The organism is Mesorhizobium sp. WSM3860 (assembly GCF_002294995.1).
In the GTDB taxonomy this organism is placed as follows: domain Bacteria; phylum Pseudomonadota; class Alphaproteobacteria; order Rhizobiales; family Rhizobiaceae; genus Mesorhizobium.
Map to the genome: position 1 here is coordinate 1 of NZ_NSGF01000028.1, position 12114 is coordinate 12114.

General features: G+C 66.2%; 12 protein-coding genes and 1 tRNA gene. 11 read left to right on the top strand and 2 right to left on the bottom strand.

Going from position 1 to position 12114, the window contains the following annotated elements; genetic code table 11:
• Positions 1–134 precede the first annotated feature (134 nt).
• Entirely contained in the window at positions 135–1727 is a 1593-nt protein-coding gene (locus CK220_RS28295) for a cisplatin damage response ATP-dependent DNA ligase (protein WP_095814679.1), read from the top strand.
• A gap of 120 nt (positions 1728–1847) precedes the next feature.
• Here CK220_RS28295 and CK220_RS28300 read toward each other — a convergent pair whose 3' ends face one another.
• Complete coding sequence (locus CK220_RS28300) at positions 1848–3050, bottom strand: hypothetical protein (protein WP_095814680.1); 1203 nt, start codon at positions 3048–3050, stop codon at positions 1848–1850.
• A gap of 347 nt (positions 3051–3397) precedes the next feature.
• Between CK220_RS28300 and CK220_RS28310 the strand changes: the two genes are divergently transcribed.
• The 10 genes from CK220_RS28310 (at position 3398) to CK220_RS28355 (ending at position 11350) form a co-directional block, all read left to right on the top strand.
• Positions 3398–3473 (top strand) — tRNA-Thr (locus CK220_RS28310).
• Positions 3474–3946: 473 nt separating this feature from the next.
• Positions 3947–5692: an adenylate/guanylate cyclase domain-containing protein gene (locus tag CK220_RS28315; RefSeq protein WP_095814682.1), complete on the top strand. Its 1746-nt coding sequence runs from the start codon at positions 3947–3949 to the stop codon at positions 5690–5692.
• Positions 5693–5860: 168 nt separating this feature from the next.
• Positions 5861–6049 (top strand): DUF2158 domain-containing protein, encoded by a 189-nt coding sequence (locus tag CK220_RS28320; protein WP_095814725.1) that lies wholly within the window; start codon positions 5861–5863, stop codon positions 6047–6049.
• Between the two features lie 141 nt (positions 6050–6190).
• Positions 6191–6616 carry an acid-shock protein gene (locus tag CK220_RS28325; protein WP_095814683.1) on the top strand — a complete coding sequence of 142 codons (426 nt, stop codon included), beginning with the start codon at positions 6191–6193 and terminating at the stop codon, positions 6614–6616.
• A 45-nt stretch (positions 6617–6661) separates the two neighbouring features.
• Positions 6662–7195, top strand: a complete 534-nt coding sequence (locus CK220_RS28330) for an RNA polymerase sigma factor (protein WP_095814684.1) — start codon at positions 6662–6664, stop codon at positions 7193–7195.
• 59 nt (positions 7196–7254) lie between these two features.
• Positions 7255–7704 carry a hypothetical protein gene (locus CK220_RS28335; protein ID WP_245429428.1) on the top strand — a complete coding sequence of 150 codons (450 nt, stop codon included), beginning with the start codon at positions 7255–7257 and terminating at the stop codon, positions 7702–7704.
• Complete coding sequence (locus tag CK220_RS28340; protein ID WP_095814685.1) at positions 7701–8147, top strand: periplasmic heavy metal sensor; 447 nt, start codon at positions 7701–7703, stop codon at positions 8145–8147. The genes CK220_RS28335 and CK220_RS28340 overlap by 4 nt, the downstream gene beginning before the upstream one ends.
• Positions 8148–8258: 111 nt before the next feature.
• The gene (locus CK220_RS28345) at positions 8259–8543 is read left to right on the top strand and encodes a hypothetical protein (protein ID WP_095814686.1); all 285 of its coding nucleotides are present in this window, start codon (positions 8259–8261) and stop codon (positions 8541–8543) included.
• A gap of 94 nt (positions 8544–8637) precedes the next feature.
• Positions 8638–10092 carry a DUF1800 family protein gene (locus CK220_RS28350; protein WP_095814687.1) on the top strand — a complete coding sequence of 485 codons (1455 nt, stop codon included), beginning with the start codon at positions 8638–8640 and terminating at the stop codon, positions 10090–10092.
• Positions 10093–10111: 19 nt separating this feature from the next.
• Complete coding sequence (locus CK220_RS28355; RefSeq protein ID WP_095814688.1) at positions 10112–11350, top strand: DUF1501 domain-containing protein; 1239 nt, start codon at positions 10112–10114, stop codon at positions 11348–11350.
• A gap of 417 nt (positions 11351–11767) precedes the next feature.
• Here the strand turns inward: CK220_RS28355 and CK220_RS28360 are convergent, their stop codons facing one another.
• A complete protein-coding gene (locus CK220_RS28360; protein WP_095782357.1) occupies positions 11768–12031 on the bottom strand; it encodes a hypothetical protein in 264 nt (87 codons plus the stop codon).
• Positions 12032–12114 lie beyond the last annotated feature (83 nt).

Here is a 12114-nt window from a genome sequence, read left to right on the forward strand (position 1 = left end):
GCGGCGGACAGCAACTCAGGGGGAAAACTGTAACCCATGTATCCGGTTCAAAGTGTTACCCATCTATCGGCTGGACACAGGACAGAGGGGGGCGCGACAGAACGCAAACCTCGCCTATTGGCGCGGTCATTGTTATGAACCGCTTCGCCGAGCTCCTCGACCGGCTGGTGCTGACGCCTTCGCGCAACGGCAAGCTGACGCTGCTCACCGACTATTTCCGCAGCGTCGAGGATCCCGATCGCGGGCTGGCGCTGGCGGCGATCACCGGCGATCTGTCGATCGCGGCGGTGAAGCCGGCGATGCTCCGCGCGCTGGTGGTCGAGCGCATGGACCCCGTGCTGTTCGGCTATTCCTACGACTATGTCGGCGACCTCGCCGAGACGGTGTCGCTGGTCTGGCCGCAGCCGGCCGGCCACCACGCGCCGACGCTCGCCGAAGTCGTCGGCAAGCTGCAGGCGGCGAGCCGCTCCGACGGGCCGCAGGTGCTCGCCAGGCTGCTCGACAGCGCCAGCATCTCTGCGCGCTTCGCCATCATCAAGCTGGTTACCGGCGGGTTGCGCATCGGCGTGTCGGCGCGGCTTGCCAAGCAGGCGCTGGCCGATCTCGGCCAAGTCGATGTCGTCGAGATCGAGGAGCTCTGGCATGGGCTGACAGCGCCTTATACCGAACTGTTCGCGTGGCTGGAGGGCCGGGCGGAAAAACCGAGGAGCGCCGCGCTCGCATTGTTCCGGCCGGTGATGCTGTCCAATGCGGTCGACGACGGCGACTTGGAAAAGCTCGATCCCGTTGATTATGCGGCGGAGTGGAAGTGGGACGGCATCCGCGTCCAGGCGGTGTGCGAGGGCGGCATCCGTCGCCTCTATTCGCGCACCGGCGACGATGTTTCAGGCGCCTTCCCGGACCTCGCCGCGACGATGGATTTCGAGGCGGCGCTCGACGGCGAGTTGCTGGTGGGCGATCCGCGCGAGGCGACCGGAACCTTCTCCGACCTGCAGCAGCGGCTGAACCGCAAGAGCGTGTCGCCAAAAATCCAGCAGCAATATCCGGCCTTCATGCGCTGCTACGACGCGCTGCAGGTCAACGGCGAGGATTTGCGCAGCCTCCCCTTCGCCGAGCGCCGCACCCGGCTCGGAGCCTTCGTCGAGACGCTCGATCCCAGCCGTTTCGACCTCTCGCCGCTGGTCGAATTTTCGGATTGGGCGACGCTGGAGCGGCTGCGCCAGGCGCCGCCGCATCCGATCATCGAAGGGGTGATGCTGAAGCGCTGGGATTCGCCCTATCTTGCCGGTCGGCCGAAAGGCCCCTGGTTCAAGTGGAAGCGCGATCCGCACACGATCGACGCGGTGCTGATGTATGCGCAGCGCGGCCACGGCAAGCGCTCGAGCTTCTATTCCGACTACACATTCGGGGTCTGGTCCGGCCCAGAGGGATCGGAAGAGCTGGTGCCGGTCGGCAAGGCCTATTTCGGCTTCACCGACGAGGAGCTGCGGCAGATCGACAAATATGTCCGCGACCATACGATCGAGCGGTTCGGGCCGGTGCGCTCGGTGCGCGCCGATCGCAAGAATGGGCTGGTGCTGGAAGTGGCTTTCGAAGGCCTCAACCGCTCGACGCGGCATAAATCGGGCGTCGCGATGCGTTTTCCCCGCATCTCACGGCTACGCTGGGACAAACCGGCCGCCGAAGCCGACCGGATCGAGACGCTGCAGGCGCTGCTCGACAGCTAGGTATCCAACACCGGCGCTTCACCCCACCCAGCGCTTCGCGCCAACCTCCCCATCAAGGGACCATCAAGGGGAGGTAGAAGGTCGCACCCCGGCAGATACCGCTCGCTGCCGATGCCGAGGTCACTCCGCGATCGATACGCGGATCTCGTAGATGTCGACGGACTTGCCCTGCTTGTCGAAGTCGGAATTGACGGCGATGGTGCCGGCCGCACCCGGGTGCTTGGTCGGGAACTGCACGTCGAACAGGTACTCGTTGCGCTCGTGGCCGACGGCATAGCGCTTGCGACCGCAATCGCCGAGCTCGCCGAAATTGCAGTCGACCGAGATCTGCGTCTCCTTGCCTTCTTCCGAACGGGCGATGATGTCGAACATTGCGTGCTTGCCGGCGAGCTTTTCCAGCACGCCCTGGCCGACATCGAAGGCGATGGCCGAGCCGGATGCGCCGGAGCGGATGCGCAGGAACTGACCGGTGTCGTCCTTCATGACATCGGCGGCCGCATCGGACGGTGTGCTGACATGGGTTGGATCGCTGGGCGAGAAGACGTTGATCCAGTTCTTCGACTGATCCGCCTCGCCGGGCTTTTGCGGCGAGCCGGTGTCGGCTGGCTGCGAGGAGTCTTCGTCTTCCAGCGTCGGGGTCGGCTCCGGCGGACCGGTGTTCAGTTCAGCCGCCGTCTTGAAGACGCCGGTCTGCTTGGCGAAATAGAGGCCGATGCCGGCAGCCGCCAGCAGCGTCGCCGCGACGAATATGGCGGTGAGCGGCAGACGCCGGCCACGGATACGCCGTTCATCGCGATCCGGCGCCACTTCGGCGCCGTTGCCGATGGACGCTCCGGGAGAGTCATCGAGCGTCGGCGCGTTCGGGAGCGCCTCGTCCGGCATGATGTCGGGCACGCGGGGCAGCACGCGCGAGCGCGGCGCGTCCGATGCATCGGGCTGCACCGGACCGTCGATTGTGATCGACGGCGACGGTGAGGTCTGGGTCGGACCCTGCGGCGCTTCCACGGAGGGCGCGGGAGACTGGCTCGGCGTGTCGAGCGCGGGCCCCGGCGCGGCGTTGCCGGCGAATGGACCGCTGTCCAGCGGAAGCGTCACGTCAGGAACGGCCTGGACGGCCGGCAGGAATTCGGATTCGATCTCGGTGATCTTGGCCTGCACCGCCTTGCGGCGGTTGATGGCGGCTTCCACCGTCACATTCGGGTTGGCCTGCAGCACGCGATCGAGCGCGGCAAAGGCCGAGCGATAGACCTTCTCGCGAAACGCCCGGTCCTCGGGATTGCCTTTCTCGAAGGCGTTGCGGATCGCTTTCTCGATGGCGTCCAAGCGAGCTCCCTCTGCGCGTTCGCTCACAGTTATCGATCGTGAGCCGCAGGCGACCAGTCAATCAACGGGCGGCCGGCTGACTTGCCGACGCATCCAATGCCCATTTCGGCGTTTTTTGTTGAAGAATCAACATTTTTGTCGCCGCCGCCGGATCGGCCCGCAACGGAACCGGACGCCGACCGCCGGCGGGCCGGCAAGCCTCGCCGGCGGGGCGCCGGAGGCTATCGCGCGGCGGCAAGCGACGGAATTGCCGCGCATGAGAGCAGGATTTCGCCGCCAGCCATCTTGAATTAGCTGGCGGTTGAGTCTATCAACCGGCGCATCTTGGAAGCCCAGCGGCTTCCCGGGCCGCTTTAGCTCAGTTGGTAGAGCACATCATTCGTAATGATGGGGTCGCGTGTTCGAGTCACGCAAGCGGCACCAACTTTTCCTAAAAGCGTGTCATTCCAATACCATACCTGTTGGGTGGATTTGGATTCACCCACAAACCCACCCAGATTCGCCTCAAGCGGAAACACTGCGGCGTCGGGCGGCCGCATTGCGCCTTGCCGACCTCAGCACCTCCGAGCGTGAATTCGGTGTGATGCCGATACAAGAGCGCCGCCACGGTGGCGTCAACCGGTTACACAGGGCAGGCAACATCCCCGGCCTTCTGGAAGTGGCGTGTCCCCAGAGGCTGCGTGGGCGGGTCGTTGGTTGGCTGTTGGCGCGCGACTGAACGCTCCACGCCTAGCAGGCTGGATAGCGAAATCTCGTGGGGGCAAGGTCAAGCTGCCTTCCGTTCCAGCGACGGGCGAAGACTGGGAAAGATGGATACCGTGCACGTGAGGCGTATGGAAGCTGGCAGGACATGGACGCGGGGCGGCCCGCGTGCAGGCGCCTGGCTGAGCCGTGCAATGACCACGCAGCGCCACCTCGCAGCGATCCTGGCTTGCGACGTGGTCGGCTATTCGCGCCTGACGGAGCGCGACGAGCGCGGCACGCTCGAGCGGCTGAAGGCCTACCGCAAGGACCTCCTCGAACCGCTGGTATCCGAGAACCAGGGGCGCATCGTCAAGCTCACGGGCGACGGCATGCTCTGCGAATTCGCGAGCGTCGTTAATGCGGTGACAGCGGCGGTGGCGATCCAGCAGGCTGTGGCAGAACACGAGGCGGAGACGCCAGAGGAAGAGCGGATTCGCTTGCGCATCGGCGTCAATCTCGGCGACGTGGTCTGCGACGAGGACGGCGACCTCTATGGCGACGGGGTCAACATCGCCGCCCGCCTCGAAAGCGTCGCCGATCCCGGGACCGTGGTCGTCTCGGGCACCGCCTACGACCACCTGCAGGGCAAGCTCGACTGCGGCTTCATGCCGCTCGGCAACCTGCGCCTCAAGAACATCGAGCGGCCTGTTCGCGCCTACCGCGTCGAGACCGACGCCAGCGCCTCGGTGGCTGCACCGCCTCTCCTGCCCGAGAAGCCCTCGATCGCGGTTCTGCCTTTCACCAATATGAGCGGCGACCCTGACCAGGAATACTTCGCCGACGGGCTGGTGGAGGACATCATCACGGGATTGAGCCGGGTGAACTCTTTCTTCGTGATCGCCCGCAACTCGTCCTTCACCTACAAGGGCCGGGCGGTGGACCTGCGCCAGGTCGGGCGCGAGCTGGGCGTCCGCTACGTGCTCGAAGGGAGCATCCGCAGAGCCGGATCGCGGGTGCGCATCAGCGGGCAGTTGGTCGACGCGATCAGCGGACACCATGTCTGGACCGGCCGTTTCGAAGGCGACGTGAGCGACATCTTCGACCTGCAGGACAAGGTGACCGAGAGCGTCGTCGGCGCTGTCGAGCCGAGCATCCGGCTGGAGGAGATCAAGCAGGCGCGCATGAAGCCGACCGAGTACATGAGCGCCTACGACCTCTACCTTCGCGCACTGCCGCGCTTCTACAGCATGACGCGCGAAGGCTTTGCCGATGTGCGTCGGCTCACCAACGAGGCGCTCAGCATCGACCCTGGCTTCACTTTGGCTAAGGCACTCGGCGCCTATATCCGCAGCCTATCCGTGAGCCAGTGCTGGCACGAGCCCGACGATGTGCGAGTCGCCGCGCGCATGGCGCGCGAGGTGCTGGCGGAAGCGCGCGACGACCCCACAAGCCTTCGCTTCGCGGCGCAGGTGATTGCCTACAGCGCGAAGGAATACGAGATGGCGCTGGGCACGATCGAACGGTCACTGCTGCTCAACCCCAATTCGGCGCAGGGCCATACCGGCAGCGGCTGGGTGAACGCGCATTCCAGCCGCCCGCTCGTGGCGATCGAGCACTTTCACAGGGCGATGCGGCTGAGTCCGGTCGACCCCGAGAAAGGCATCGCGCTGTCCGGCATCGGGATGAGCTATCTGATGCTCGAGCGCTACGAGGAAGCGCTGGCATGGGGAGAACGCGCGCTGCATGAGATGCCGAACTACGGCTCCTCGCACCGCGTGGTGATCATGGCGCTGGTCAAGCTCAACCGGCTGGAGGAGGCGCAGGCCGCGGCGCGCCGGCTGATGGAGGCGTTCCCGACCTTCACGCTTACCCTGCAGAGACAGATCAACCCGTGGCTGGACAAGGTGTTCGCCGAGCGCTACGTCGAGGCGCTGGGCATCGCCGGCGTGCCGGAGTGATCGTCGCGGCTGCAACGATACCCTGATGCGGGGACAGTGCGGCCAGACGACCTCCTTTGCACAGGGGCCGAAAGCGGAACGTGCGCTTCGGGCTTTGTCGGCGCATCTCGGCCATTGTCGGGAATCGCTGTTGGTGGGAAACTCCCGGCCTCTAGCAAGGAGGCCAAAATGCCCAACAGTTTCAAGACCGGTGACGTCGTCAGGCTGAAATCCGGAGGCCCTGAGATGACGGTGAGTGATGGCGCTGCCTCGGGCACGTATCTATGCCACTGGTTCAACCGCGACGGAGATGTCTGGACCCCGCAACATGCCGGCTTCAAGCCGGACCAGTTGGTGGTGGTCGACGAACGGAAATAATTTCGCTCACTCTCAGGATCGGCTCCGGCCGGACTGTTGTTCGCATCGTCTCGTCAGAAACGACCGACGGATTTTCTCCGTTGCCGCGTTTAACGGCTGAAGCGTGGCCGCCAATGGCCGCGCGCAACCGGAGACGAGAGCATGATCCGCCGTTCGATATTTGTCGTTGCCCTTGGCCTGCAGGCCGCCGCTGCGGCGGCCCAGACAGCGACGCCTGCCACCGCGCCGGCGCAACCAGCGCCAAGCGTGTCTGCCTCCGCTAGGCCCGGCATCACGCTGGAAAAGTTCGAGGCGCGCCGGGAAAAGGCTTCCATGCGGGCTGACACCGACGGCGACGGCAAGGTCAGCCTCGCCGAGTGGACGGCGTTCCAGACCCAGCGCAAGGCCAAGGGCGATCCTGCCAAATCCTTCGCGCGGATGGACCCCAACAAGGACGGCTTCGTCGACAAATCCGAGCTCGACGCCTTCTTGGCCAAGCGCTTCGCCAGGCTCGACAAGAACGGCGACGGCGTGGTGGGCGCCGAGGAACGGCCGGGCCACAAAACCGCTCCCAATCAGGAGCAATGACCGAGAGGTTATGCAGCACGATGATCATTGGGAGCGCCCCGCTTGATGGGCCCCGATCCGGACGAGGAACTGGTACGGCGCATCGGTGCCGGCGATCAAGCCGCCGTGCAGGCGATGGTGGCGCGCAAGCTGCCGCGCCTGCTTTCGCTCGCCACCCGCATGCTCGGCGACTCCGCCGAGGCCGAGGACGTCGCCCAGGAGACCTTCGTGCGCATCTGGCGTCATGCCTCGAGCTGGCGCCATGGTCATGCGCGTTTCGACACCTGGGTCCACCGGGTGGCGCTCAACCTCTGCTACGACCGGCTGCGGCGGCGCCGCGAATGGGTGACGGACGAATTGCCGGAGGCGGCGGATGAGGCACCGCTTCCCGACGCCGGAGACGAAGGCCGGCGCGTCAGCCAAGCGCTGCAGCGCATCGCGCCGCGCCAGCGCGAGGCGATCGTGCTCGTCTATTATCAGGAGATGTCCAACATCGAGGCCGCCGGCGCCATGCAGGTCAGCGTCGATGCGTTGGAAAGCCTGCTCGCGCGGGGCCGGCGCTCGCTGCAAGCCATGCTCATCGGAGATGGCGATGACTGAGCAACTGGCGGCGGTTGGGACTTGGGTGGCCACGTCAAATCCGTGGAAGGGGAAACGAGATGGCTGACGAAAGAAAGGCCGCCCACGGGCCGATGAACGCCCAACGCTTCGCTGCACTTGCGGACGCCTATGGCAGCGCCCTGCATCGCTGGCCGCGGGCCGAGCAGGCTGCCGCCACGCTGTTTGCCGAGAGCGAAGAGGGTCGCGCCATCTTAGCGACCGCCCGCCGGCTCGATGTCATCCTCGACCGCCATCACGTCGAAGCCCCAAGCCGGACGCTGCATGGCGAGATTGTCGCACGGGCCACCACGCAGCTCAGCCAGGGGCGCCGCCGCCGTTTTTGGTGGCTGGGCTTTGGGCTTGCCGGCGTCGGCCTTGCCGGCGCCCTGGCCGGGCTGGCGCTGGTCACCGTCGTCACTCCAGATGCCGCGTCCGACCATTATGTGATGGATGCCAACGCAACGTCGTTCGGCGATGCCGGTCCCGACGCCGACACGGAGGACCTATGAGCGCTCGTCTTTTCGCGGCATCCCTGGTGCTGAACGTCTTCCTGATCGGTGCCGTCGCCGGCGGTGCAGGCTGGCTGATCGGCCGTTCCGGAGGCGGCTATTCGCTGGAATCGGCCGGCGGTCAGCTTCCCGCCGGCGACCGCAAGGTATTCCGCCAGGCGCTGCGCGAGGTTCGTCGCGAGTCCCGCGCAGTCATCCTCGACGGACAGCAGGCGCGGCGCGAGGCGGCCAACCTCTTGCAGCAGCCGACGCTCGACGCCGACGCTCTGGCCGCTGCCCTGGAACGGGCGCGCAATGCCGATGCCACCATCCGCAGCCGGCTGGAACAGCGCATCGTCGAATTCGCCGCGTCGAGCTCGCTGGAGGACCGTAAGCTGCTGGCCGACGCCCTGCTGCGCCATGTCGGCAGGCAGCGGCCGATCCCGACAAAAAATACGCCGTAGGCAGCGACGGAAAGCGCCGACCATCTCCGTTCAAGGAAACGAAGGGACACGCCTGCCGCCACGCGAACGCGGCATGGCCGGTATCAACCTGGAGAAACTTCGGAGCATCCCATGAACGGTCTGACGAAATATTCTGTTGCGGCTGCGCTTGCCATCGGCGGGACGGCCGCGGCAAGTGCCGCCTCGGCAATGCCGATCGCGCCGGTTGCGGCGCCTGCGATTGTCGAGCACGTGGCCTGGGGCTGCGGCCCCGGCTGGCACCCCAACCGGTGGGGTCGCTGCGTGCCCAACCGCCGCGTGATCTATCCGGGCTATTATTACTGGGGTGGCCCAAGCGTCTATATCGGCCCGGCCTGGCATCCGTGGCACGGCGATCGTTACTGGCGCCGCTGGTGAGCCGCCGGCCGGCCTCATCAAGCCGACTCCGGCTGAGGCTTTCGACCTTGGATACCGCCGACGCGACCTGCGTCGGTCCGCGACGGAGGCTGTGTTGGCTCTATCCGTTTCAAATGCCGTTCCGCCCGATCCAGCCTTGGTCGCGCTCAACCGCTTCGGGCTTGGCGCCAAACCTGGTGACGATCTCGAAAAGATCGCGGCCGATGCGCGCGGTTATCTGAACGCCGAGCTCAAGCAGTTGGATGTCGCGCTTGTCTCGGCCGACGATCCAAAGAATGCCGGCTTGTTGGACAGCACCGCCGCGATCCAGGCCAGCATGGCCGCCGCCGCGGAGCGCAAGGCATCGCGGGACGAGAAGCCGGCGCCCGCCATGCAGCCTGCGGCAGACACTTCGGACGGCTCAACCGAGGCAAAAAGCAAGTCGGGCGTGCCGCCGGTCGAGGCCGATATCTATCGGGATGAAGCCCAAGCCCGTTTCGACAAGGCGCTCACTGCCGCACCCGGCTTTGTCGAAAGACTGGTCGGTTTCTGGTCGAACCATTTCTGCGTCTCGACCGCCAAGGGCCAACTCGTGCGGGCTTGCGCCGGCGCTTTCGAGCGCGAGGCCGTCCGCCCCTTCGTGCTCGGCCGCTTCGCCGACATGCTGCTGGCCGTCGAGCATCACCCGGCGATGCTGTTCTACCTCGACAACCAGCAATCGATCGGACCGGATTCGCGCGCCGGAAAAAGGCGCGGCCGCGGCCTCAACGAGAACCTCGCCCGCGAGATCCTGGAATTGCACACACTCGGCGTCGACGGCGGCTATAGCCAGGCGGATGTCACGAGTTTCGCGGGAGCGCTCACCGGCTGGACGATGGCCGGACGGAAGGGCCGCCTGGGCGAGCCCGGCACATTTGTGTTCGACGCCAATGCGCATCAGCCCGGCGAGGCGGTGCTGCTCGGCAAGACCTACCCGGCCGGCGGCATGGACCAGGCCGAGGCCGCGCTCAACGACATCGCCCGCCAGCCGGCGACCGCGCGCCACATCGCTAGCAAGCTTGCCCGCCATTTCATTGCCGACGATCCGCCCGCGGCTGCGGTCGACCGCCTTGCCGAGATCTTCACCAAGACGGATGGCGACCTGCGCGCGCTGGCGCTTGCCCTGGTCGATCTGCCTGAAGCCTGGTCGATGCCGCTGACAAAATTGCGCTCGCCGTTCGACTATGCCGTGGCGGTCCGCCGGGCGATCGGCCCCACCAGCGGGAAAGAGCCGCAACGAACGCTGCGCTGGCTAAGGGCGCTGGGCGAGCCGCTCTGGCAACCGCCCGGGCCGAACGGCTTTTCCGACCGGACGGATAGCTGGGCGTCCGCCGAAGGCCTCAGGACCCGCCTCGACATCGCCTGGCAAGCGGCTCGCCAGGCGAGCGACATCGGCAATCCCGATGACATGCTTTCCACCGTGATCGGCGCCTCCGCCTCGGCCGAGACGCGCCAAGCGATCGCGCGCGCCGAATCCAGACAGCAAGGCCTGGCCCTGCTGCTGATGGCGCCGGAATTCCAACGCCGGTGAACAGCAATGGAGAAGCGGCATGAGCCTTCTTTGTGAAACGCCGAATCCATCTCGGCGCGCCGTGCTGATGACAGGCGGCGCGCTGTTTGCCTGGGCCTATCTGCCGCGCTTCGCCCGCGCGGCCGACCAGCGCGATCCGCGCCTGATCGTCATCGTGTTGCGCGGCGCGCTGGATGGGCTGTCGACGATCGGCCCGCTCGGTGACCCCGACTATGCCGGCCTGCATGGCGACATCGCGCTTTCGCTCTCGGGCGCCAATGCGGCGCTGCCGCTCGACGGCTTCTTCGCGATCAATCCCGCGATGCCGGCGTTCGCGCGGCTGTTCAAGGCAGGTCAGGCGGCTGCGGTGCACGCGGCCGCGACCGGCTACCGCGACCGCTCGCATTTCGATGGCCAGGACGTGCTGGAGAGCGGCCTGCCGGGCCCTGGCAACGCCACAACCGGCTGGCTAAACCGGGCGCTTGCCAGCCTCCCGGCAGGTGACCGGGTAGCGAAGACCGGCGGGCTGGCGGTCGGCCCGTCGACGCCGCTGGTGATCCGTGGCGCAGCACCCGTGCTCGGCTGGGCGCCGCAGGCTTTGCCGACGCCCGCCGATGCGCTGGCGGAGCGTGTGCTCGACCTCTACAACCATCGCGACCCGGTGCTGGCGGCGGCGCTGCAGAAGGGGCTCGACGCCGACCGGATGGCGATGAGCGACGAGCTCGATTTGAGCATGATGAAACCCCGAGGCGGCCTCGACAATGCCGCCGGCATGCGCCAATCCGCGCAAGGCGCGGCGAAACTGATGGCGGCCGACGACGGGCCGCGCATTGCGGCGCTGGCCTTCGACGGCTGGGACACGCATGTCAACGAAGGCGGCGCCACGGGGCGGCTCGCCAACCTGCTCGGCGGCCTCGATGGCGCCTTCGAGGAATTCGAGAAAGGGCTCGGCGAGCGCTGGAAAGACACGGCGATCGTCGCCATCACCGAATTCGGGCGCACCGCCCGCGTCAACGGCACCGTCGGCACCGATCACGGCACCGGAACGGTGGTTCTGCTCGCCGGCGGCGCGATCAAGGGCGGCCGCGTCATCGCCGACTGGCCGGGGCTGAAGCCGGCTCAGCTCTATCAAGGCCGCGACCTCGCGCCAACCAGCGATGTGCGCGCGGTGCTGAAGGGGTTGCTTGCCGAGCAGTTCGGGCTCTCCGCCGCCGTGCTCGGCGACAAGGTGTTCCCGGAGTCAGCGTCGGTGAAGCCGATGCGGGATTTGGTGGCGTGAGTCTTCAATGCGGATCGTGCCTGCATTGGATAATGTGGAGATTCGCCAAGGCGCTTGTCAGGTCGTCATCCTATGGCGAAGCAAGGAGCGAAGCGACGCGCGCAGACCATAGGATCCGTCGTCCTCAATGCCATCATTCGCGACAAGACTGCATTTGCGTGAACACAGTTGCCATTCCGTGACGTTGGGGCGTTGCCACGGTGCAGAATTCTGCTCCGCTGGCTTCTACGATCGAGGTAACGGAATGGATCCTCGGGTCTCCGCGTCCGCTTCGCTCCCGCTCCGCCCGTGGATGACGAAGCTGAGGGGCTTTGACCAATCAGGACCGTATTCGAAAGCCCACCGACATGAATCCCTCACATCGGAAACTCAACAAAAGCGCCCGCGCCTTTCCGGCACGAGCGCCCTTCAAACCGATCACCAGCTCCAATAGCCGGGGTGCCAGCGGTGGTGATACCGGAAACCGGGATGCCAGTGGCGCACGGGCCGGATGAACCGGCGACCGTTCGGCACGCATCTGCCCCAGTGGTTCACGTGCCAACCCGGACCGCAGCGCCAGCCGACCGTCTCGATCGGCAGCGGCGCAGCGCTGGGCTTTGCCATCGGCATGGCCTGCGCGCCGGCGGAGAGCATCAAAGTGCCGGCAGCCAATGCGAACGGTAGAAAATATTTCGTGAGCATAAAGTTCGTCTCCGTGATTCATCCCTACCGCCGTGAAACGGACGACAGGGTCGAAATCCGTCGGAGGGGATAGATCACATCCT

Bases quoted from the DNA above. Each gene is read 5' to 3' on its own strand.
- CK220_RS28340 (WP_095814685.1), top strand. From the start codon at position 7,701: ATGAGCGCTCGTCTTTTCGCGGCATCCCTGGTGCTGAACGTCTTCCTG.
- CK220_RS28345 (WP_095814686.1), top strand. From the start codon at position 8,259: ATGAACGGTCTGACGAAATATTCTGTTGCGGCTGCGCTTGCCATCGGC.
- CK220_RS28320 (WP_095814725.1), top strand. From the start codon at position 5,861: ATGCCCAACAGTTTCAAGACCGGTGACGTCGTCAGGCTGAAATCCGGA.
- CK220_RS28335 (WP_245429428.1), top strand. From the start codon at position 7,255: ATGGCTGACGAAAGAAAGGCCGCCCACGGGCCGATGAACGCCCAACGC.
- CK220_RS28355 (WP_095814688.1), top strand. From the start codon at position 10,112: ATGAGCCTTCTTTGTGAAACGCCGAATCCATCTCGGCGCGCCGTGCTG.
- CK220_RS28330 (WP_095814684.1), top strand. From the start codon at position 6,662: ATGGGCCCCGATCCGGACGAGGAACTGGTACGGCGCATCGGTGCCGGC.
- CK220_RS28315 (WP_095814682.1), top strand. From the start codon at position 3,947: ATGACCACGCAGCGCCACCTCGCAGCGATCCTGGCTTGCGACGTGGTC.
- CK220_RS28295 (WP_095814679.1), top strand. From the start codon at position 135: ATGAACCGCTTCGCCGAGCTCCTCGACCGGCTGGTGCTGACGCCTTCG.
- CK220_RS28360 (WP_095782357.1), bottom strand. From the start codon at position 12,031: ATGCTCACGAAATATTTTCTACCGTTCGCATTGGCTGCCGGCACTTTG.
- CK220_RS28325 (WP_095814683.1), top strand. From the start codon at position 6,191: ATGATCCGCCGTTCGATATTTGTCGTTGCCCTTGGCCTGCAGGCCGCC.